General features: G+C 70.8%; 19 protein-coding genes and 2 pseudogenes. 8 read left to right on the top strand and 13 right to left on the bottom strand.

The features are described 5' to 3' along the window. Window positions 1-24 precede the first annotated feature (24 nt). On the top strand, window positions 25-615 hold the full coding sequence (locus tag BXU09_RS02520) for a rhomboid family intramembrane serine protease (RefSeq protein WP_230284713.1): 591 nt from the start codon (window positions 25-27) through the stop codon (window positions 613-615). Here the strand turns inward: BXU09_RS02520 and BXU09_RS02525 are convergent. The 6 genes and pseudogenes from BXU09_RS02525 to BXU09_RS02550 all read right to left on the bottom strand — a co-directional run bounded on the left by BXU09_RS02525 (window position 591) and on the right by BXU09_RS02550 (window position 5272). Continuing rightward, window positions 591-1106 (bottom strand): NUDIX domain-containing protein, encoded by a 516-nt coding sequence (locus BXU09_RS02525; protein WP_078300416.1) that lies wholly within the window; start codon window positions 1104-1106, stop codon window positions 591-593. The genes BXU09_RS02520 and BXU09_RS02525 overlap by 25 nt on opposite strands. Continuing rightward, entirely contained in the window at window positions 1103-1738 is a 636-nt protein-coding gene (locus BXU09_RS02530) for a VOC family protein (RefSeq protein WP_078300418.1), read from the bottom strand. Before BXU09_RS02530 ends, BXU09_RS02525 begins: the two co-directional genes overlap by 4 nt. Next, window positions 1735-2996, bottom strand: a pseudogene (locus BXU09_RS21300) (NAD(P)/FAD-dependent oxidoreductase). Before BXU09_RS21300 ends, BXU09_RS02530 begins: the two are co-directional and overlap by 4 nt. Window positions 2997-3047: 51 nt before the next feature. Further along, window positions 3048-3905: a cytochrome c oxidase assembly protein gene (locus BXU09_RS02540; RefSeq protein ID WP_078300419.1), complete on the bottom strand. Its 858-nt coding sequence runs from the start codon at window positions 3903-3905 to the stop codon at window positions 3048-3050. Then, the gene (locus BXU09_RS02545; protein ID WP_240500953.1) at window positions 3902-4591 is read right to left on the bottom strand and encodes an SCO family protein; all 690 of its coding nucleotides are present in this window, start codon (window positions 4589-4591) and stop codon (window positions 3902-3904) included. The genes BXU09_RS02540 and BXU09_RS02545 overlap by 4 nt, the downstream gene beginning before the upstream one ends. An 18-nt stretch (window positions 4592-4609) precedes the next feature. Continuing rightward, entirely contained in the window at window positions 4610-5272 is a 663-nt protein-coding gene (locus BXU09_RS02550; protein WP_144011944.1) for a copper chaperone PCu(A)C, read from the bottom strand. Between the two features lie 161 nt (window positions 5273-5433). Between BXU09_RS02550 and BXU09_RS02555 the strand changes: the two genes are divergently transcribed. Continuing rightward, window positions 5434-6435: a LacI family DNA-binding transcriptional regulator gene (locus BXU09_RS02555; protein WP_078300422.1), complete on the top strand. Its 1002-nt coding sequence runs from the start codon at window positions 5434-5436 to the stop codon at window positions 6433-6435. Window positions 6436-6639: 204 nt separating this feature from the next. Here the strand turns inward: BXU09_RS02555 and BXU09_RS02560 are convergent, their stop codons facing one another. Beyond that, window positions 6640-7089, bottom strand: a complete 450-nt coding sequence (locus BXU09_RS02560) for an FUN14 domain-containing protein (RefSeq protein WP_346417549.1) — start codon at window positions 7087-7089, stop codon at window positions 6640-6642. Between the two features lie 35 nt (window positions 7090-7124). Between BXU09_RS02560 and BXU09_RS02565 the strand changes: the two genes are divergently transcribed. Continuing rightward, on the top strand, window positions 7125-7730 hold the full coding sequence (locus tag BXU09_RS02565) for a sigma-70 family RNA polymerase sigma factor (protein WP_078300424.1): 606 nt from the start codon (window positions 7125-7127) through the stop codon (window positions 7728-7730). A gap of 205 nt (window positions 7731-7935) precedes the next feature. On the opposite strand, the gene BXU09_RS02570 is transcribed toward BXU09_RS02565, so the two are convergent. The 3 genes from BXU09_RS02570 to BXU09_RS02580 form a co-directional block, all read right to left on the bottom strand. Further along, window positions 7936-8931, bottom strand: a complete 996-nt coding sequence (locus BXU09_RS02570) for a CAP domain-containing protein (RefSeq protein WP_240500956.1) — start codon at window positions 8929-8931, stop codon at window positions 7936-7938. Window positions 8932-8995: 64 nt separating this feature from the next. Then, window positions 8996-10258 carry a HAMP domain-containing sensor histidine kinase gene (locus BXU09_RS02575; RefSeq protein ID WP_078300425.1) on the bottom strand — a complete coding sequence of 421 codons (1263 nt, stop codon included), beginning with the start codon at window positions 10256-10258 and terminating at the stop codon, window positions 8996-8998. Next, window positions 10255-10836, bottom strand: coding sequence for a molybdopterin-dependent oxidoreductase (locus BXU09_RS02580; protein ID WP_240500959.1), 582 nt, complete (start codon window positions 10834-10836; stop codon window positions 10255-10257). Before BXU09_RS02580 ends, BXU09_RS02575 begins: the two co-directional genes overlap by 4 nt. Before the next feature lie 222 nt (window positions 10837-11058). Between BXU09_RS02580 and BXU09_RS02585 the strand changes: the two genes are divergently transcribed. The 5 genes and pseudogenes from BXU09_RS02585 to BXU09_RS02605 all read left to right on the top strand — a co-directional run bounded on the left by BXU09_RS02585 (window position 11059) and on the right by BXU09_RS02605 (window position 18249). Continuing rightward, window positions 11059-11937 carry a DUF4384 domain-containing protein gene (locus tag BXU09_RS02585; RefSeq protein ID WP_078304632.1) on the top strand — a complete coding sequence of 293 codons (879 nt, stop codon included), beginning with the start codon at window positions 11059-11061 and terminating at the stop codon, window positions 11935-11937. 203 nt (window positions 11938-12140) lie between these two features. Further along, complete coding sequence (locus BXU09_RS02590; RefSeq protein WP_240500961.1) at window positions 12141-14144, top strand: alpha-amylase family glycosyl hydrolase; 2004 nt, start codon at window positions 12141-12143, stop codon at window positions 14142-14144. A gap of 429 nt (window positions 14145-14573) precedes the next feature. Next, window positions 14574-15626, top strand: coding sequence for a pyruvate dehydrogenase (acetyl-transferring) E1 component subunit alpha (gene pdhA, locus BXU09_RS02595; RefSeq protein ID WP_078300427.1), 1053 nt, complete (start codon window positions 14574-14576; stop codon window positions 15624-15626). After that, a pseudogene (locus BXU09_RS02600) lies at window positions 15623-16635 on the top strand (alpha-ketoacid dehydrogenase subunit beta). Before pdhA ends, BXU09_RS02600 begins: the two are co-directional and overlap by 4 nt. Before the next feature lie 375 nt (window positions 16636-17010). Further along, window positions 17011-18249 carry a C39 family peptidase gene (locus tag BXU09_RS02605; protein WP_240500964.1) on the top strand — a complete coding sequence of 413 codons (1239 nt, stop codon included), beginning with the start codon at window positions 17011-17013 and terminating at the stop codon, window positions 18247-18249. A gap of 59 nt (window positions 18250-18308) precedes the next feature. Here BXU09_RS02605 and yidC read toward each other — a convergent pair whose 3' ends face one another. The 3 genes from yidC to rnpA are packed head-to-tail and all read right to left on the bottom strand — an operon-like array spanning window position 18309 to window position 20703. Continuing rightward, on the bottom strand, window positions 18309-19943 hold the full coding sequence (gene yidC / locus BXU09_RS02610) for a membrane protein insertase YidC (protein WP_078300430.1): 1635 nt from the start codon (window positions 19941-19943) through the stop codon (window positions 18309-18311). After that, window positions 19940-20221, bottom strand: a complete 282-nt coding sequence (gene yidD / locus BXU09_RS02615; RefSeq protein WP_099748972.1) for a membrane protein insertion efficiency factor YidD — start codon at window positions 20219-20221, stop codon at window positions 19940-19942. The genes yidC and yidD overlap by 4 nt, the downstream gene beginning before the upstream one ends. Then, complete coding sequence (gene rnpA / locus BXU09_RS02620) at window positions 20218-20703, bottom strand: ribonuclease P protein component (protein ID WP_078304638.1); 486 nt, start codon at window positions 20701-20703, stop codon at window positions 20218-20220. The genes yidD and rnpA overlap by 4 nt, the downstream gene beginning before the upstream one ends. Between the last annotated feature and the right edge of the window lie 58 nt (window positions 20704-20761).

Consider the following 20761-nt stretch of genomic DNA (forward strand, 5'->3'; position numbering starts at 1 on the left):
TCCCGCGTGGGTCAGCCCGCCCGCATGGGTCAGCCCGGCCCGGCGGCGGCCCTGACGGCGGCGCTCGTGGCGGGCATCTGGGGGCAGGAGGTGGCCGATCAGCTGCTGTTCGGCGGGTCGCTGGACCGTTACGGCATCCTCCCGCGTGACACGGGCGCGTTCTGGAACATCCTGACCGCCCCGTTCCTGCACGCGGGCTTCGGGCACCTGATGGCGAACACGGTGCCGCTGGCGGTGCTGGCGTTCATGGGAGCCGTGCGCGGCGTGACCCGTTTCCTGACCGCCACGCTGATCATCGTGCTGGTGGGGGGCGCGCTGGTGTGGCTGTTCGGGCGGGGCGGCAGCGTGCACCTGGGCGCCAGCGAACTGGTGTTCGGGTTCCTGGCGTACCTGCTGGGCGTGGGCTGGTGGGAGCGCACGCCGGTCGCCATCGGCGTGGCGGTCGCGGCGTTCGCGCTGTACGGGGGCATCCTGTGGGGCGTGCTGCCCGGCAACCCGTACGTGTCGTGGGAGGCGCACCTGTTCGGGTTCCTGGCGGGCCTGCTGGCGGCGGCGCTGCTGCACGGGCGGCGGCCCCGCCGGGCGGCAGGTCAGAACGGCGTGCCGTTCCGTTGAAGCTGGCGGGCTACCTGCCGCAGTAACCGGGTCTGCTCGGGCCAGAACAGGTCCGGCACCTGCCCGCCCAGCAGGGGATGCCATTCCAGCCGGTAGCCCGGCTCCAGCGGGGGCAGGGCCTCCTGCTGGGTGCTGATGCCCAGGTAGTAGCGGGTGACCTGCCACTTCGTGCGGGCGTAGTTCAGGCGTTCCAGGGTCGCCAGTTCGCGGAGGATCTGCACGCCCTCCAGTCCGGCCTCCTCGCGCAGTTCGCGGTGCAGGGCGTCCAGGTGGGCTTCGCCGATTTCCAGGCCACCCTTGGGCAGTTGCGGGTAGGGGCCGGGTTCCACGACCACCGCGACCTGCCAGCCGCCGGGCGCACCTTCCAGTGTGGCGGCGTCCGGTCCGGGGGCACGCAGGATGACCCCGCCCACGCTGGGACGGTCCGGCACACCGTCCGGGCGGCAGTAGTGGGTGGCGTCCGGGGGCGGCAGTGGCCCGTGGGCATTCACAGTTCGACCGGGCCGCCGGGGGTGGTCAGGACCGCGCGCAGTTCGGGCTGCGGGCCCCTTTGAACCTCGACCTCGCCCGTGAAGTTCAGGGTGTTCAGCGCGGCGCGCAGCGCGTCGGGGTCGGGCGTGCCCAGGTGCAGGGTGCCCAGGCGCACGCCCCGGTCGCTCAGGCGGGTGGGGGGCGGCAGGGTCTCCCAGCAGATCAGGGACGGGTGCGGGCCGCCGCCGGGCAGGTGGCCGTCGGCGGGGACGGTCAGGGTCCAGCGGTTCGCGCCGCGTGACAGGGCCAGCACATCGGGACCGGCCGGCAGGTGCGCCACGCCCGCCACCCAGTGGATCAGGGCCGGGCCGTGCGACAGCCGCCGCTGCATGTCGGGGGTGTCCAGGCCGAACCAGCGGGGGCGCCCTGGGGCGGGTGCCTGCGGGTTCACGGCGATCACTTCCAGGTAGGCGTCGGGGCCCAGGGACAGCAGGGTGTTGTGCGTGCCGAACAGGCCGTGCTCGCCGCCGGGTTCCAGCGGGCAGTGCAGGCGGCCTTCGAGCCACGCGCGGCCTTCCTCCAGGGTGCGGGCGGCGATGACCAGATGGTCCAGGCGGGCGCCCGGTTGGCTCGGGGCGGGGTGGGCGGTCATGCGCCCCTGGGGCGGCTCATGCCGGCCGGGTCGTTCAGGACGATGGCGGCGGCCTTCTCGCCACTTTCCATGGCGCCCTGAATGCCGCTCATGGAGGTCGCCTCGCCCGCCAGGATCACGCCGGGCAGGGGCGTGGCGTGACCGGCCAGGGTGGCGGCGTACCCGGCAGGCTGCGGGTACTGCGCGTGCCGGATGCGTTCGACCAGCAGGGTCCGCAGCGTGGCGGCCTGCGGGCCGTACCAGCGGTCCAGTTCGCCGCGCACGCGGGCATCCAGGGCGTCGTCGTCGAGGTCCGGGAGGCCCAGGACGGTCACGGTCAGCAGCGACTGGCCCTGCGGGGCGCGCTGCGGGATCACGTTCGACAGCCAGTGCGCGTTGTTGATGAAGCCCGCCTCGGCGTTCAGCAGCAGCCGCGTCTCGCGGTCCAGGCCGTGCGGCGCGGCGTAGTGCAGGTACGTGCCCCCCAGGCTGCCGCGCCCGGTCGGCTGGCCGGTCAGGGCAGCGGCGCCGTCCGGGTCGGTCGCGACGATCACCTGCCGCGCGTCCAGTTCCCCGGCGCTGGTGGTCACGGTCACGTGCGACGCGTGGGACTTCAGGCGGGTGGCGCGCACGCCGGTCACCACGTCCAGCCCGCCCGCCAGTTGCGCCGCCACCTCACCCATGCCCGCGCGGGGCAGGGCCGCGCCGCCGTCCATCAGCATCCGGAAGTAGTAACGGAACAGGCGGGCGCTGGTGTCCAGTTCGCGCCGCAGGAAGATCCCCCGAAGAACGGCCGGAAGAAGCGGTCCAGCGCGCCCTCGCTGAACCCGAACTCCCGCAGGAACGCCTCGGTGGACTGGTCGTCGCCGCGCAGCAGCGTGTGCGGCGCCGGGGCGCGCAGCTTCAGGGCCAGCGCCGCCACGCGCGCCTTGTCGGGCACGCTCAGCACGCCGCTCAGCAGCGTCGAGGGCAGCGCCGCCGGGTCGCTCAGGGGACTGCCCAGCGTGTCGGTCCGCGCGCCACGCCGCACGACCGCCGCCGACGGCACGGGCACGAGGTCCAGCGCGCCCAGGTCCAGGTGCCGCCGCACCGCCGGGTACGCCGGGAACAGCACCTGATACCCGGCGTCCAGCGTGAACCCGTTCACGGCGCGCGAGTGCACGCGGCCCCCCACGAACGGCGCGGCCTCCAGCACCCGCACCCGCTGCCCGGCGCGCGCCAGAACCCGCGCCGCCGTGAGTCCTGCCAGCCCACTGCCGATCACCACTGCGTCATGCATGCGCGCAGGCTAGCGCAGGGGGCGTGAAGGTTGCAGGGCGTGGGAGCGAAATCAGTGACGGGCCGGGGGCTGTGTTGGCGGCTGGGTGGGAGGTTGGGGCGGCATGCCCTGCCCCTCGGAGAGTTTGACCAGCCACGCGAACAGCTGGATGAACGCCAGGGCCAGGGCGGGCAGGCCGGCGAGCATCATGATCCAGCCGCTCAGCTGCTGGTTCTGCAGCGGCGTGTAGTTCCACAGGCACAGGGCGCTCACGTACGGCGTGTACAGGACCTGGGGGGAGTACAGCCAGACGCTGGCGACGGCCATCATGGGCAGCGCGCTGATCAGGCCAAACCAGCCGCGCGAGCCGATGTCGGCGGGCTGCACGCTGGGCAGCGGGCGCAGGATGACGCTCCAGACCATCAGGCTGCTCAGCAGGTACAGCGCGGGCAGCAGCGCCCCGGCGGTGTTCGAGACGACGCTGGCGTTGAATCCGGCGGGGACGTTCCAGAACACGATCACGGCCGTCCAGACGGCCAGCGCCACCCAGGGGTCCAGCAGGACGCCCAGCACGCGGCCCAGGGCGCGGCGCGGATTCAGATTCAGGCGTGGCAGGCCCAGCACCAGCAGGGGCGGCACGAGTTCCGCCAGGACCATCAGGCGGCCCATGTACAGCGCCATGCTGCTCTGGGTCATGGTGGCGGCGCGGCTCTGGGTGGTGATCAGCAGCAGCAACGTCCCCAGCGCGAACAGCACGGCCCGCCACGCCGGCCACGCGGCGCCGCCCGCTGCGCCGCGCCGGGCGCGCAGGAAGCCCCAGGTGTACGCGGCGGCGACCAGCAGCGTGGGAATCAGGAAGGCCGGGTCGGGCGTGGGGGCCAGCAGGTCGGCCAGGGTGGGGTTCAGGTTGACGGGGGTGGGGGCGCTCATGGGGTCTCCAGGACGTACTGCACGTCGGCTTTCACGCGTTCGAGTTGCGGCAGCTGGGTGTAGTCCCACAGGACCCGCAGCCGCCCGCGCGCGTCGATCAGGTACGTGGCGGTGGTGTGGTTGATCTGGTACGACTGGGGGCCTTTCACGTCGGCCTTCTGGTACGCCACGCCGTACGCGGCGGCCAGGGTGGAGAGCGCCGATTCCGGCACGCGCACGCCCACGCCCGCCTTCCCGAAGAACGACACGTACTCGTTCAGGCGGGCGGGCGTGTCCCGGTCGGGGTCCACGCTGACCAGCACGACGCGCAGCCTTTCGCGCTGTGCGGGGGGCAGGGCGTCACGCACGCGGTTGAGGTACGAGAGGGTCAGCGGGCAGATGTTCGGGCAGTTCGTGAACCCGAAGAACAGCGCCGTGACCGGGCCGCCCGCCTGCCCGCTGTCCGGCGTGAACGTGAAGGGCCGCTCGCGCCCCCCGGCCTGCACGGTCCCGCTGAACCCGGCGGCCAGCGTCCCGGCCGGGTACGCCGTTCCGAAGAAGGGGTACGGGCTCTTCAGGCGGGCGTAACCCCACACGGCCAGCAGCAGCAGGGTCACGGCGGCGGCGGCCAGCAGCGCCGACACGTACCAGGGGCGGGCGGGCGGGCCGGGGTCCGGCAGGGGCGGGTGGGGGGGCGTTTCGGTCACAGGAGTCTCCGGGGCGGGTCAGGGTTTCAGGACCGGGAGGTCCAGGGTCAGGGCGCGGCCCTGCGTGTCGGTCAGGGTGAGGCTCAGGCGTTCGCCCTCCTGCAACGGGGCTTTCAGGCCGCTGAGCATCAGGTGATCCCCCATGTCGCTGAGGGTCAGGGTGCCGCCGGCCGGGACGGTCAGGGTGTCCACCGCGCTCATGCCGGTCAGGCCGGCCGGGTCGGTGCGGGTGATCATCAGCAGGCCGCCGGTCGCGGCGGGGCTGCTCACGCCGCTCAGCTGCACATCGTCGGGGCCGGTGTTCGTCAGGGTGGCGAACACGCTGGTGTCCGGCACGCCGGGCGGCACGGCCACCACGCGCCCGTCCGTCACGGTCAGCGGGAGCGGCGCGGCGTTCGCGGGAACCGCCGGGGCGGCGTTCTGGGGAGCCCCGCTGTGGTTCATGGTTCCGTGATCCATGTCGGCCATGTCGTGTCCGGCCATATCCTGGGCGGCGGGGCCTACAGACGATTCGGTGCCTGCGGACGGTTCGGTACCTGCGGACGTTTCGGTGCTGGCGGACGGGACAGCGCTGGCGGCCGGTTCGGACTCCGCGCGGGGGCCGCAGGCGGTCAGGGCCAGCAGCGTCAGCAGGGCCAGGGCGGGCGCGCAGCGGCGGTGCGGGTGGGCAGGTGCAGTCATGACACTCCTTTCGGCGGCCGGGCGGTGCAGGCACCGAAAGCGCCGGCACGGGCCTTCACGGGGCAGTCTAGGCCGCGCCGGGGGCCGCATTGTCCCACCGCGCCCGCCCACGCCGGGCTGTGGAAAGGGTTCCATAAAGGGAGTATGGTGAGGGCAAGACCATGCGCAAACCCACCATTCAGGACGTAGCCCGGCAGGCCGGGGTTGGAGTCGGCACCGTTTCACGGGTGCTGAACAACCACGTGGCTGTCAAGGGAGCCACGCGCGAAAGCGTGCTCAAGGCCATCGCGGACCTCGAGTACACCCCCAACCCGCACGCCCGCCGCATCGCCGGCGGCAAGAGCTACACCATCAGCGTGCTGCTACCGGTCCTGACCACCGAATTCTACGTGCGGCTCCTCGACGGGCTGGAAAGCGCCTTCCAGGAAGCCCGCTACGATGTGGCGATCTTCCCGCTGCTGGACCGCTCCCGCCTGGAACGCTACCTGGGCTCGCACACGCTGGCGTACCAGGCGGACGGGCTGGTCATGGCGACGTACAACCTCACGCAGATGTTCCATGAACGCCGACTGCGCACCCAGCAGCCGACCGTGCTGGTCGACGCCTACGCCGAGAACGTGGACTCCTCGTTCATGGACAACGTCGCCGGGGGTCGCCTGGCCGGCGAGTACGCCGCGAAACTGCCGGGGCAGCTGTACGCCGTGTGGGTCGAGACGGAACTCGACCAGCTGTTCACCACCCGCGTGTTCGAGGACCGCCGCACCGGCTTCATGAGCGAGGTGCAGGCCGCCGGGCGCAGCGTCCGCGCCGAGTACACCTCCAGCTTCGACTCGCTGGCCGCCCGCAACACCGCCGCCACCCTGCTCGACGACGCGCAGGCCGCCGGGCTGCCCTGCACGGTGTTCGCGTCCGCCGACATGCTGGCCGGGGCGCTGCTCGACGAGGTGCGACTGCGCGGCCTGCGCATCGGTCAGGACGTGCGCGTCATCGGGTTCGACGACCAGCCCTGGGCGGCCGAGCGCGGCCTGACCACCCTGCACCAACCGGTCGAGAGCATGGGCTACGAGGCCGCGCAACTGCTGCTCTCACGCCTGAACGGCTACAAGGGTCCGCCCCGCGCCCGCCGCTTCGAACCCCGCCTGATCGTGCGCGGCAGCGCGTAAAGAAGTCATACGGATTCCGTTTGTTTCGCCGACAATCCGGGACTTCACCGGATTGCCAGCTCCACGTCCGGAACCCGTTTTGCTCCCACTCGCTTCGCTCGGATTGAACGGGCTTTGCAGCCCATTCAATCGGAGTCCGTATCAAAGGTTGAAAGTTGATGGTTGATAGACGCAGCCCTCTATCAACCGTCGGCCGTTCACTGTCTACACCCTTGCGCGCAGGCCCAGCAGCAGTCCAGCGGTGAACGCCCCGGCGAACGGCAGGTTGGCGGTCAGGACCCGCGTGATCCACGCGCCGCCCTGCTCGCTGCCCTGGCGCAGCCACGGTTCGGTCAGCGCCTGCACCTGCAACCAGTTCACGGTGATCAGCCCGAAGTACGACAGCAGTTGCAGCGTGATGAACAGTGCGCCCAGCGCGATCAGCGCCACGCGCCCGATGTGCCGCAGGGCCACGCCCGTCGCGAAGCCCAGCAGCGCGCCCACGCTCAGGTCGGGCAGCATGCCGCGCAGCGCCTCGCTCAGGGCAGACGAATCCGGCGGCGCCGAGGGGGCGGACAGGGTCGCGGCGGGAACGGGGGTGGGAGGCGGGGTCGTCATGGGCGGGTGGCGCGCATGGTAGCGCAGCGGCACGTCCCGCCGGGCGGTCTGCGGCACGTCAGGCCCGGCCGGGACGCTATGGTAGGAACACTGTGGACCTTCCGACCGACCCTGCGCCGACCGATCCTGCGCCTGCCGACCTGATCTCGCCCGAGCTGCTGGAGCGGCTGACGGCCGGTGAGGAGCGGGCGTGGTTCGAGTTCGTGCAGGAGTACGAGGGCCGCATGTACGGGTACCTGTACCGCCTGGAGGGCAACAGCGAGGACGCCCTGGACCTGACGCAGGAGGTCTTCTACCGCGCGTGGCGCAGCATCCGCACCTTCCGGGCGGGCGAGCGGGTGTTGCCGTGGCTGTATCAGGTGGCCAGGAACACGCAGATCGAATCGCACCGCCGCAAGCAGTTGCAGCGTTTCTCGCTGGAGCAGGCGCGCGAGGACGTGGGGTTCGAGGTGACCAGCGAGAAGCGCTCGCCGGTGCAGGCGGCCGAGAGTGCCGACGCGCAGGACCGCGTGCAGCGCGCCCTGCAACAGTTGCCGCCCGAGTACCGTGAGGCGGTCGTGCTGCGCTTCATGGAGGACCTGAGTTACGACGAGATCGCGCAGATTCAGGGCGTGGCGCTCGGCACGGCCAAGAGCCGCGTGTTCCGCGCCAAGGAGCAGCTGGCCGACCTGCTCGAAAGCGTCGCCGACGTGAACTGATCCGGACTCCGATTAAACGGGCTTTGCAGCCCATTCAATCCGAGCGGAGCGAGTAGGAGAAAAACGGGTTCCGGACGTGGAGCTGGCAGATCGGTGGTGTTCCGATTTGTCAGCGAAACAAACGGAACCCGATGATCCGCCCTGCGTCTGTTTCGTCGGCAGCGGGGTCGAACGGCCGGTCCCTCGATGGAGCGGCATACCGGACTCAGGGCCGCGCGAAGACCTGCGTCCAGTAGTGCTTGTAGGTGGTGCCGGGGCGGGAGACGTACGACAGGCCGATCAGGGTGAAGTCGCCCATGATGTTGCGGCAGTGGCCGGGGCTGCGCAGCCAGCCGTTCACGACCTCGTCGGGGCTGGTCTGCCCGGCGGCGATGTTCTCGGCGACACTGCTGGGGCTCAGGCCGGCCGTCTGCACGCGGCGCATGGGGCTGCTGCCGTCCAGGGCGCTGGTGTGGTCGAAGTACCCGTACAGGGCCATCCCGGCCGACTGGCCCTGCGCGGCGAGATCCAGCGCCGGGTGCAGTTTCAGTGGCGGCAGGGCCGGGCCGCCCGCGCGCAGGGCCGCGCAGTTCCAGCCCTGCGCGCGGGCGCGGTTGGTGAGGCGCAGCACCTCGCTGTCGAAGGCGGCGCTCGTCTGGAAGGGCGCGGCGTTCAGGGTCAGGCGGCGTTCCAGGCGTTGCCCGGCGCTGCCGGTCGCCTGGGCCAGCGCCGCGTGCGGGCCGGAGGCCAGGGGGGTGGGGCCGGTGCCGACCTCGCGGCCGTCGAGGAAGACGCGCGGCGTTTCCGGGCGGTACAGGACGCTGCCGGCCGTGCCGAGGCGCACGCTGTCCGGCGCGTGCAGGACGGTCAGTTCCGCGCGTTCCGGTCCGCCGCTGCGCACCTCGATGGGCGTCTGGGCGCGGCTGACCTCGCGGCCCTGCGCGTTGACCAGCGTGGCGACCAGCGTGAAGGTGCCGGGCCGGTAGTACGTGTGCGTGACCTGCGGCCCCTGCGCGGCCGCGCCGTCCCCGAAGGACCAGCGGACGGTGTGGGTGGCCGGGAAGGTGGCGGTGAACGTGACGGTCAGCGGAGCCTGCCGGGCCGAGTCGGCGCTGTACCCGATCCGGAACATCTCCTGGGCGTGGGCGGTCAGGGTGAATGGCGCGGCCAGCAGGCCCAGCAGCAGGCCCAACAACGGGAGGAGGAGTGGGCGGCGGGTCACGCTGCCCAGCGTAGGGCGCGGCGGGCCCGGGTGCTGTGCGGAAACCCCGTTCGTCAGTTGCCGGTCAGTTCCGCCGGGCGGGGGCGGGGGTGGCGCTGACCGGGGCGCGCAGGTGCGTGGCGGGGTCGCCCAGCGTGACGGTCATGATCAGGCCGCCGCCGGGCGCGTGGCTGATGGTCACGTCCCCGCCGTGCGCGCGGGCGTAGCGGCGCACCAGCGGCAGACCCAGGCCCTGGCCGCTGCCCAGGCTGACCGGGCCGCGCTCGTAGGGCTCGAAGACCCGGCCCTGCAGTTCGGCGCTCATGCCGGGGCCGAAGTCACGGACCTGCACCTGCGGGCGGCCGCCGGGGGTGGCCAGGCTGACCTCGACGACGCCGTCGGTGTACTTCAGGGCGTTCTCGACGAGGTTCTCGATCATCTGCCGGAAGCGGCCGGCGTCCACGGGCCACGGCACGGGCGCGTCGGGCGTGACGACGTGCACGCGTTCCGCACTGAAGCGGCGCAGCAGGGGGCGCAGGTCAGTGCGCTGCGGGTTCAGGGTCACGTCGAGGTACAGGTCTTTCAGGCGGCCCAGGTCCGCGCGGTTCGAGATCTGCGAGGCGCTGTCCTCGATCATGCTCAGCAGACGCTGCTGCTGGTCGGGCGTCTCGGCGCGGCGCAGCAGGTCGCTGGCGAGCAGCAGGGTCTGGAGGGGCCGGCGCATCTCGTGGCTGGCGAGGTTCAGCGCCTCGATCTGGCGTTCCTCGCGCTGGCGGGTGCGCAGGTGCTCGCCGCGCCACATCAGCAGGGCGCGCAGGATCAGCAGGGCGCTGAGCAGCCCGGTCAGGGCGGACGTGCCGATCAGGGCGTAGCGCAGCCGCAGGAGTTCCTGCTCGTAGCGGATGCCCAGGCCCTTGGCGTACTCGGTGGCCTGGGCGCTCAGGCCCAGCGCCTCCTGCACGGCCCGCGCGGCCGAGGCGTCGGTGTCTTCCTGCAGGTTGCGGGCCACGACCGACAGGCGGCGTTCGCCGAGGCGTTCCACGTCGTCGAGCAGTCCGAACTGCGCGCGGTTCAGGGCGCTGGACAGGGCCCTCAGGCGGATCCGTTCGCGGTCCTCGGCGGGCACGTCCGGATGCCGGGACACCTGGTACTGCAGGACGTCCTGCGCGAAGCCCTGGTACGCGTAGGGGGTCCAGCCGGTCCCGGTGTTCTTCAGGGCGTTGTAGGCGGGCAGGGTGGTGGCCAGCAGCACGGCGGTCGTCAGCAGGCCCGGCAGGACGGCCAGCAGCAGTTCACGCGCCAGAAGCAACAGCCGCGCGGGCCCCTGGCGCCCGGTGGGAGCGGTCACTGGGCGGGGGCGATCCGCTCGGCGAACCACACCCACGCGGCCGAGTACTCACCGGCGTGGAAGCGTTCCGGGCGTTCGGGCAGCACGACGGTCAGCGGGCCTTTCTGCAGGATCGGGATGGGCGCGCCGTCGGCGCGGTAGGCAAGCATGATCGGCCAGTTCATGTAATCCTCGGCGCGGATGGTACTGGCGAAGCCGTTGGCGGCGTACACGCGCAGGTCGCGGCCCAGGAATCCGCCGCGCGCGGCGAGGTCGCGCAGCGTGACGCCCTCGTAGGTGAAGCTGCGTTTCAGTTGCGGGTGGTGGGTGGTGTAGCGCACGGCAGGCATGGCCTGCAACTGCCCGAGCGTGAGGTTCAGCTCGCGCTGGCCGGTGCTGATGGTCAGGGCGCGGCGTTCGCCCGGCTTGGCTTTCGGGGTGGGTTGCGCGGCGCGGACGTACGTGAAGACGGGCAGTCGCGTCTTGGAGGCCGGGCTCACCTGACCGGCCATGACCGGCGCCAGCGTGAGGAGGGTGATCAGTCCCAGGCGGCGCCACACGCGGAAGCGTGACGGTGGGTGTGGGTTGCGGGGGAACACGCCGGCCAGTCTAGTGCCCGGATGAGCGGATCACAAGATGCGCATGAACACAATTTACTTTGTGACACGTATTCCGATTCGGAGCTGGACAGTGGGCGGCGCAAGCGGCGGGACGGTCAGCGCGGCGGGATCTCCGGAAGCTGACCGGTCCGTGAGAAATCGGGGGGCGGGCGTGTGGGCACGGGTCAGGTGGGCGTCACGCGCGCCGGGCACACTGCCGGCATGACTTCCTTCCGACCCAAGCATCTGTTCGCCGTGACGATCGCCCTGGCTGCCGTGTCCTCCACGGGGCCCGCGCAGGCCGCGCCGACCCTGAGCGCCCAGAGCATCATCGTGAACCCCGTGACCTCGGAACTGAACGTGAAGGTCTGGACGGACCGCGACAGCAGCGGCACCGGCACGCCGGCCTACGCGCCGGGCGAGAAGATCCGTCTGTACACCAGCGTGACCCAGGACGCGTACGTCTACCTGTTCAACGTGGACCCTCAGGGGCAGGTGGACCTGATCCTGCCCAACCGCTACCAGGGCGGCGCGAACTTCCTGAAGGCGAACGTGGTCAAGGCGTTCCCGTCGGCCGGTGATCCCTTCAGCTTCGATATTGCCGCGCCCTACGGCGTGAACAAGGTGCTGGCCGTGGCCAGCCGCACGCCGCTGAACCTCGATCAGATCGCCACGTTCAGGGCCGAGCAGAACAGCTTCGCGAGCGTGAAGGTGACGGGGCAGCAGGGGCTGGCGCAGGCGCTGAGTATCGTCGTGACGCCGCTGCCGCAGAACAGCTGGGTCAGCGACACCGCCTTCTACACGGTGGCGGCCCGCGCGGTCAGCGCGCCGCAGCCCGTCAGGCCCACCCCGGCGCCGGTCGTGGTGAACCCCTGGGGCACGCAGCGTGAGTGGCGGATCACCATCGATAACCGCACGGACCTGCGCCAGCAGCACGACGCCTACGCCGCGAAACTGCGCAGCGAAGGGTACGTGCTGGTGAAGACCAGCGTGAAGAACAACGAGATCCAGAGCGAGTTCCGCCGCGCCGGTGGCGGCAAGGCCGAACTGAAGGTCAAGCGCAAGGGCAACCGCACCGAGATCACGGTCGAGCGCCGCTGAGGTCCGGCGAGTGGGCACCGATCAGCGGTGGCCGCAAGCGAATCTGAGGACATCACAGCCGGGTTGTCTAGAGGGGTCAGTCTGTTTGGACTGGCCCCTCCCCTTGCGTTCCGGGCGGGGCCGACCATTATGATGGGCACGCACCACAATTCAATCCGTGCTCGCTCCGCGCCGCTGCGGAGCACTCTTCTGGAGGTTTCGTCATGAAACGTTCTGTCTACTCTCCTGCCGTCCGTACCGGGATCGGGGGCGCCCTGTCCGCCGCCCTGCTCCTGTCCGCCTGCTCTCAGGCTCCTGCTCCGGCGCCGCTGTCGGCTGCCCAGTCTGGAACCGTTTCCACAGTGGCGGGCGTGCAGCCGCAGGCGATCAGCGGCAGCACCATAGACGCCTGGAGGCAGCAGGTCATCTACCTCGTCATGCCCGACCGTTTCTCGAATGGAAACACTTCCAACGACGGGCTGGGGCAGCCGAACTGCTTCGACCCGGCCAGCCCCACCAAATTCCACGGCGGCGACCTCCAGGGCCTGCGTAACCGGCTCGGGTACATCCGCGACCTGGGTGCCACCGCCGTGTGGACCACCCCGGTCTACCGGCAGGTCGGGATCGTGAACGGCAACTCCTGCGGGTATCACGGGTACTGGCCCGACTACACCAACCCCGACGACACCGCCGTCGAACCCAAACTGGGCACGGCCGCCGACCTGACCGGCCTGATCAGCGACCTGAAAGCCGGCGGGCAGAAGTACATGATGGACATGGTCGTGAACCACGCCGGGTACGGCGCGCGGATCACCACCCAGAACCCCTCGTGGTTCCACGGCAACTGCACGGGCGACGAGATCGTCTGCCCGCTGGCCGGTCTGCCGGACTTCCGGCAGGAGGACAGCGCGGTCGCCACGTACCTGACCAACCTCAGCAAGACCTGGGTCACGAACTACGCCGTGGACGCCATCCGCATGGACACCGTCAAGCACGTCCCGAACAGTTACTGGGAGAACTCCTGGGTGCCGGGCGTGCTGGCCGCGCGGCCCAACACCTTCCTGCTGGGCGAGGCGTTCCTGTCGGGCAGCGCCTCGCAGCTCAAACCGTTCCTGGACGCCGGATTCGACTCGACCTTCAACTTCCCGCTGCGACAGGCGCTGGTGGACTCGGTCGGAAAGGGCGGCAGCCTCGACCGAGTGGCCGGCAGCGTGCAGGACACGGTCGGCACCCTGGGTCTGGACCGCACGCTGCTGCAGGTGAACCTGCTGGACAACCACGACGTGCCGCGCTTCGTGAACGAACCCGGTAGCGGCGTCGCCGAGGCCGAGATCCGCGCGCGCTACGGCAACGCCCTGGGCCTGCTGATGACCCTGCCCGGCATTCCGCAGCTGTACTACGGCAACGAACTGGGCATGTACGGCGCGAACGACCCCGACAACCGCCGCGACATGCCCGGCTGGGCCTGGACCGACACCGGGCGCGCCGCCACGCAGGCGAACTTCGTGGCGGGCGGCGGCACGCCGAAGAACACCTTCGACCTCACGAAGAAGCTCGTGGGAATCCGCAAGGCGAACCCCGGCCTCTGGAAGGGCAACTACGCCGAGCTGTGGCGCCCGAACGGCGGGCAGAACGTGTACGCCTTCTACCGGGGTAGCGGCACGAACCGCGTCGTGGTGGTCGTGAACACCTCGGGCAGCGCCGCGACCGTGAACCTGGACATCCAGGGCAACGCGGGCATCAGCGCGGCCGACAAGAGCGCCCTGAGCAACGGCACGGTCTTCAACGACCTGCTCGCCGAGGGGGCGCCCAGCAGCGCGACCGTCACGGGTGGGAAACTCCCGGTGACCATCGGCGCCGGCAAGATGGGCATCTACCGGGCCGGCGCGACCGGCACCGGTGGCACGGGCGGCACGGCCGTCAGCGTGACCTTCCAGGTGCGGGCCAGCACCTTCTTCGGGCAGGACGTGTACCTGACCGGCAACCGCGCTGAACTGGGCGCCTGGAACACCGCGTCGGCCCTTGCCATGACGCCCGGCGACTGCTCGGGCAGCACCTGCACCTGGAAAACCACCGTGAGCCTGCCGCCCAGCGTGGCCGCGCAGTTCAAGTTCATCAAGAAGCCCGGCGACAGCGGCGCCAGCGTCAGCTGGGAGGGCGGCAGCAACCGCACCTACACCACGCCCGCCTCGGGCAGCGCCACGTACAACGGCGGCAACTGGCAGTGATGTCCGGCGTGGCCGTCCGGCCCACCCGCTGAAAACGAACGCCCGTTTGGAAAGGTGCCTCCCGGCTGCTACGCTGGGAGGCACTTCAACATGTCCGGAAGCGCCCGCTTCCCCCCCTGTCCTGCCATGCCTGACGCCCCGACCTGTCCCGCTCCTGGCCTGCCCCCGCGCAGCGACCGGCTGCTGAACCAGCGCCGCGCGCCCTGAGGTGGGCCGCCACTCCTCTGCCCCGGACCCCGCGCCTGCCCCCCACCCAGGAGACTTCATGACCCCAGATACCAGACTGGCTGCCCGTCAGCCCCACGCCCCAGCCCCAGCCCCAGCCCCAGCCCCAGCCCCAGCCCCAGCCCCAGCCCCAGAGTCGCAGGACACCGCCCCGGCTACGCGGCGGCGCAGGCCGCCTACGACGCCGCCCAGCAGGACACGAACATGGTGCAGTGCCTCGCGCCGGACGGCACGGTCGTTCGCGAGGACCTGCTGCCCGACCCTGAGACGCGCCTGCACCTGTACCGCCAGATGCGCCGCGCCCGGCACTTCGACGAGCGCGGCTGGGTGCTGTACCGCCAGGGCCGCCTGGGCGTGTTCCCGCCGTTCGGAGGCATGGAGGCCAGTCAGGTCGGCACGGCCGCCGCGCTGACGAAGGACGACTGGCTGTTTCCCACCTACCGCGACACCGGCGCGGCCCTGACGCTGGGCCTGCCCATCGCCCGGACCCTGGCGTACTGGCGCACGTCACCGCACGGATGGCACATGCCCGCCGACCTGAAGGTCCTGCCGTTCTACATCCCGATCGCCACGCAGTACCCGCAGGCGGTGGGCGCCGCCCTCGCCGAGCAGCGCCAGGGCACCCGGAACGTCGCCATGGCGTTCATCGGGGACGGCGGCAGCAGCGAGGGCGACTTTCACGAGGCACTGAACTTCGCCGGGGCGCTGAACGCACCGTGCGTGTTCATCCTCCAGAACAACGGCTGGGCCATCAGCGTCCCCACCCGCCACCAGACGAAAGCCACGGACCTGAGCCGCCGCGCCGACGGGTACGGCATTCCCGGCGTGCGCGTGGACGGCAACGACGCCCTCGCCACCTACCACGTGACCCGCGAGGCCGTGGAGCGCGCCCGCAGCGGCGGCGGCCCCACCCTGATCGAGACCGTCACGTACCGCGTCAAGCCGCACACGGTTGCAGACGACCCCAGCCGCTACCGCACGGACGCCGACAACGCCGGCTGGGACGCCAAGGACCCGGTCACGCGCCTGCGCACGCACCTGCTCTCGGCCGGCCTGATGACCGAGCAGAGCGAGGCCGAACTGCTCGCCGACATCGCCGCCGAGTTCGAGGCCGCGCTGGCCGAGGCCGACAGCTACCCCGAACCCACCCCCGCCGAGATCCTGGATCACGTGTTCGCGGAACCCACCCCGCAACTGAAAAAGCAGCGCGCGGAAATCCTCGCCGAACACGCGCACGACAAGAAGGAGCAGGCATGACCGCCACCGCCACCCCCCCCACCGGCACCACGAAAAACATGACGATGGTCGCCGCCATCAACGACGCCCTCGACATCGCCCTCGGCGCCGACGACACCGTGCACATCTTCGGAGAGGACGTGGGCGTGATGGGCGGCGTGTTCCGCGCCACCGACGGCCTCCAGGCCAAGTACGGCGAGGCGCGCGTGTTCGACACCCCCCTCGCCGAGGCCGCCATCGTCGGCATGGGCATCGGCATGGGCCTCGCGGGCCTGAAACCCGTCGCGGAAATCCAGTTCGCAGGCTTCCTGTACCCCGCGCTCGACCAGATCCTCTCGCACCTCGGCCGCTACCGGCACCGCACCCGCAGCCGCTACCACCTCCCCATGGTCATCCGCGCCCCCTACGGCGGCGGCGTCCACACCCCGAACAGCACGCCGACAGCCCCGAAGCGATCCTGGCCCACACACCCGGCGTGAAAGTCGTGATCCCCAGCACCCCCGCCGACGCCAAGGGCCTGCTGCTCTCGGCCATCAACGACCCGGACCCCGTCTTCTTCTTCGAACCGATCAAACTGTACCGCTCGACCAAAGAAGACGTCCCAGTCGGTGATTACCGCGTCCCCATCGGCAAAGCCCGCCTCGTCACCCAGGGCGACGACGTGACCGTCATCTGCTACGGCGGCATGGTCGAAGTCGCCCAGAAAGCCGCCGCCGCCGCGCAGGCCGCCGGAATCGGCGTGGAAGTCATTGACCTGCGCACCCTCGTCCCCATGGACACCGACACCGTGCTGGCCAGCGTCGCAAAGACCGGCCGCGCCGTCATCGTCACCGAGGCACCCCGCACCGCCGGATTCCACAGCGAAATCGCCGCCGTCATCGCCGAGGAAGCCATCGAGCACCTGCGCGCACCCATCGTCCGCGTCACCGGCTACGACGCGCCGTACCCGCCGTTCACCGCCGTCGAGGACGTGTACCGACCCAACCCCGTGCGCGTGGCGAAGGCGATCCGGCAGGTCATGAACTACTGAATCTGGAAGGGGGGCGCCTGCGGCGGGCTTCCCCACCCCCAGCCCCCATCCCCAGGGGGGACGGGGGAGCCAGCGTTGGCACTGAGCAGGTATGTTGCGGGCGTTCTGGGTGGGTGTTGGGCGGGGACGGCCACGCCTCACACGCCATCTTTCAACCGCGCGCCGTGCGCCCCGCGCGCTTCGCGCACGACGGGCCGGGTTGCCACGACGCTTGTGGGGCCATGTGTCTTGGTGTGTGCGGGAAGGTTCTACTTTTTCCTGCTTCAGCAGGGGTGGGGTTCTCGGAGCGGTCGCGGGGTACTTGCGCCACAAGCGTGATCTGCGCGACCTTTGCGACTCAGTCGCGGATCATGAAGGGCGTGGACGATGGAGGGAATGCGCTCCCCTGCCCTGCTGCTGACGGCTGCCCTGCTCGTGGGGGCCGCCGCGTTCGGTGTCACTCGTCTTCAGTCGGGGGCGAACGCCCAGACGGCCGCCGTTCAGCAGGCAGCGGTGCCCGCGCTCCCGCCTGCGGCCACACCTGCGCCAGTCGCGCCAGAGCCCTCCCCCGAGCCAATCCCCGAACCTGAACCAGCGGCGCCCGCCCCGGTGCCGCCTCCCACGCCGGAGGTCACGCCCGCGCCTCCTGCCGCCACGCCACCCAGGGCTCTGCCCGCGCGGGCCAGCGTTTCCGGCGTGCGGCACGAGTACCAGCGGCTGAACAACTGCGGGCCGGTCACGATCGGCATGGCCCTGAGCCGCTGGGGCTCCGCGCTGAACCAGTACGACATCGCCCCGAAGCTCAAGCCGGCCCAGGGGGACGTGAACGTCTCGCCGGAGGAACTCGCGGCGTTCGCGCGGGCGCAGGGCATGGACGTGCACCTTGCGCGCGGCGGGGACCGGACGCTGCTGCGGTCGCTGCTGGCCTCGGGTTTCCCGGTGATCGTCGAGACGTGGTTCGTCACGCCGGACTCGGGCGGCATGGGCCACTACCGCCTGCTGACCGGGTACGACGACCGGGCCGGGCAGTTCAGCGCGCTGGACTCGTACCTGGGGCCGCTGCGGATGGACTACGCGAAGTTCGACGAGCTGTGGCGGTCCTTCGGGCGCACGTTCCTGATCGTCACGCCACCGTCGAAACGGGCGGCCCTGGCGGGCGTGCTGGACTGGCGGGCCGACCGCGCGCAGGAGCAGGCCGAGACGCTGCGGGTCGCCGGGCGGGAGGCGGAACGGCGCAAGGACGCCGTGGGCTTCCTGACGCTGGGGCAGGCGCAACTGGACGCGGGGGACGCCCGCGCCGCCGCCCGCACCTTCGACCGGGCGTTTGCTGCCGCACCCGACCGCACCCTGGACCCGACCCGGCCCGCGTGGGTGCAGGGCGGGCTGGCGTGGCGCGCGCTGTGGTACTCGTTCGGGCCGCTGGAGGCGTACACCCGCACCGGTCAGTACGCGCGGGTGCTGACCCTGACCGGCGCGGTGCTGCGTTCGGTACCCACGCACGAGGAAGCGCACTACTGGCGCGCCCGCGCCCTGACCGGACTGGGCCGCACTGCCGAGGCGCAGGCCGCGTACCGCGAGGCGCTGCGCCTGCGCCCCGGCTACGCGGAGGCGGGGCAGGCACTCGCAGCGCTTTAATCCCACACAAGGCAGGCCCCGACGTTCAATCGTCGGGGCCTGCTTGGCGTGGCGCGTGCTTACTTCTTGGGCGCGTCGATGGTCTTGCTGGCCTTGCTCTTGGCAGCGGGGCGGGTGGGGGCCTTCTCGACCTTCTGGCCGATGGTGGCGGTTTCCTTCTCGACCTGCTTGTTGATCAGGATCTGCTGTCCGATGCCGATCAGGGTGGAGAGGATGATGTAGATGGTCACGCCGGCCGGGAAGGTCAGGGCGAAGTACAGGAAGATCAGGTAGATGAACGCCTGCTGGCGGAACATCTCGGGGGTCTTGCGGGTCATGACGTACAGCTGGCCGATGTTCACGACGAGGTACACGAGGGCCAGCAGGTAGAACGGATCGGGAATGGCGAGGTCCGGCAGCCACAGGAAGCCGCTGTCGAACTCGAAGTTGCGGATGGTGGACCACAGGGCGATCAGCACCGGGAACGGAATGAACGTGGAGAAGCAGCCGGCCGGGTTGAAGTTGTAGTCGCGGTACAGCTGCGCCATCTCCAGCTGCATGGCGCGCTGCGCGTCAGCGTCCTTGCGGTCCTTGTACTTCTCCTGGATTTCCTTGATCTTGGGCTGCATGACCTGCATGCGGGCGGTCGTGCGGCCCTGCACCTGCATCAGCGGCCACATGATGGCGCGCAGCAGGACGGTCAGGACGACCAGCACCAGTCCCCAGTTCCCGATGACCTTGTACAGCGCTTCCATCAGTTTCACGATGTACAGGCTGATCTGCCCGAAGAAGTTCGGCTGGAACAGGCCGGGCAGGGTGGTGTAGCCGCTCTGGTACAGGTGAATCAGTTCGTTCTTGCCGCCGTACACTTCGAGGTTGCTGCTGGCCGGCACGGACGCGCTGATCAGGCTCTGCGCGCCGCCGGTCAGGGTGGCGTTCACGGCCGCGTCGGGCTGGCTGGCGGGATCGGCGGCGTTCGCGCCAGCGGTCACCTGCGGCAGGATGATCAGCGCGTGCGCGATCTGGCTGGGGTTCTCCTGCAGCGCGGCGTAGCGGACGTTCTCGACGACCAGCGTGCCGCTGCCCTGCACCGTGGCGGGCTGCGCACCCGTCTGGGAGAGGCCCTGTACGCGGGGGTTGTCGGCCTTGCCGAGGCCGGGGAACAAGATGTTCACGCGCTCGGGGCCGCCCGTGACCTCGGTCTTCAGGTCGATCTTGAAGTTGCGGGGGTGCAGGGTGACGGTCTTGGTGACGGTCACGCCGCCCTGCGTGTAGCGGAACACGGCGTCCTGGCGGTTGGCGGTCGCGTCGGTGGTCAGGCCGGTGGGGGCGGTGACCTGGGCGTCGGCGGCCGGGTCGAGCGCGCCTTCGGCCTGCACGGCCAGCGCCTTGCGGCCGGCGACCATGTTCACGATGCCTTTCTGGTCTTTCAGGGCGCTGAAGTCGTAGGTGCCGTCGGCGCGCTGCTTGATGTACGGCGTGCCGGCGTAGCTCTTGATGTACCAGCCGATGACCTCGCCGCGCGCGTTGAACACCACGTCCTGCAGGTTGCTGGTCGCGATGAACTCGTCGCCGGGTTGACCGTCGAAGTCGGTGGTGATCCATTCGGGCGTGATGGCCTTGCCGAAGGTGGGGAGGGGGCCGGTCTGACCGCAGCTGCTCAGGAGCAGCGCGCCGCCGACAGCCACGAGGGGCAGCAGGTGTCTTGTCTTCATGGGGTGTGGGGTCGCCTTTTGGGAAAGTGTTCCGGAACCGGGTCGAACCCGCCGGGCACGAGGGGATTGCAGCGCATGACGCGCCAGGAGGCCAGCCACGCGCCCCGCACGGCGCCGTGCCGTTCGATGGCCTGCGCGGCGTACTCCGAACAGGTGGGCGTAAAGCGGCAGGTGGGCGCGGGTTTGCGGGGCGAGAGGGCCGACTGGTAGTAACGGACGGCGCGCAGCAGGCCGCGCGCGGCGAGCCCCCCGGCCGGGCGCGGCCCGGGGCCGCTCACTGGGGGCCGTCCGGGGAAGGTGGGACTGAATCCTGGGGAGGCACGGAAGCAGGTACGGGGCGCGGCCCCGCCGCGTTCCCGTCACTCCTGCCCTGTCCCCCGCCTTGCCCACCGCCACCCGGCTGACCACCGTTGCCGCCGCGTTTCGGTCGCCCTGGTGCGCGGGAGAGCGCGCGGGTCAGGGCGGCCTGCAATTCGGTGAACGGCACGGTCAGCACCGCCGGGTTGGGCAGCAGGATGGCGCGGCAGGCGGGCAGGCCGCCGGGCAGGGTGCGCAGCGCCTCGCGGACGCGGCGGCGGGCGCGGTTGCGGTCCACGGCGCGCTTGAGGGTCTTTTTACTGACGACCAGACCGATGATCGCGCGGGGCCGCCACGCCTCGCCGTGACGGGGGCGGTACTCGGTGACGCGCAGCGTGAACAGCGGGTCGCGCACAGCGACGCCGTGACTGCGGACCTTGCGGAACTCGCGGTCGCCCCGCAACGAATCCAGCGCCACCGGACGGCGGGGCCGTTCCTGCGTGGCGCTGGACTGAACTGCA

Origin of the sequence: Deinococcus sp. LM3, from assembly GCF_002017875.1 — a bacterium.
Taxonomy (GTDB): domain Bacteria; phylum Deinococcota; class Deinococci; order Deinococcales; family Deinococcaceae; genus Deinococcus.

What these genes read in the sequence shown, in the direction of transcription:
- BXU09_RS02520 (WP_230284713.1), top strand. Translation starts at nt 25, where the DNA reads ATGGGTCAGCCCGGCCCGGCGGCGGCCCTGACGGCGGCGCTCGTGGCG.
- BXU09_RS02530 (WP_078300418.1), bottom strand. Translation starts at nt 1,738, where the DNA reads ATGACCGCCCACCCCGCCCCGAGCCAACCGGGCGCCCGCCTGGACCAT.
- BXU09_RS02540 (WP_078300419.1), bottom strand. Translation starts at nt 3,905, where the DNA reads ATGAGCGCCCCCACCCCCGTCAACCTGAACCCCACCCTGGCCGACCTG.
- BXU09_RS02550 (WP_144011944.1), bottom strand. Translation starts at nt 5,272, where the DNA reads ATGACTGCACCTGCCCACCCGCACCGCCGCTGCGCGCCCGCCCTGGCC.
- BXU09_RS02555 (WP_078300422.1), top strand. Translation starts at nt 5,434, where the DNA reads ATGCGCAAACCCACCATTCAGGACGTAGCCCGGCAGGCCGGGGTTGGA.
- BXU09_RS02585 (WP_078304632.1), top strand. Translation starts at nt 11,059, where the DNA reads ATGACTTCCTTCCGACCCAAGCATCTGTTCGCCGTGACGATCGCCCTG.
- BXU09_RS02590 (WP_240500961.1), top strand. Translation starts at nt 12,141, where the DNA reads ATGAAACGTTCTGTCTACTCTCCTGCCGTCCGTACCGGGATCGGGGGC.
- pdhA (WP_078300427.1), top strand. Translation starts at nt 14,574, where the DNA reads ATGGTGCAGTGCCTCGCGCCGGACGGCACGGTCGTTCGCGAGGACCTG.
- BXU09_RS02605 (WP_240500964.1), top strand. Translation starts at nt 17,011, where the DNA reads ATGCGCTCCCCTGCCCTGCTGCTGACGGCTGCCCTGCTCGTGGGGGCC.
- yidC (WP_078300430.1), bottom strand. Translation starts at nt 19,943, where the DNA reads ATGAAGACAAGACACCTGCTGCCCCTCGTGGCTGTCGGCGGCGCGCTG.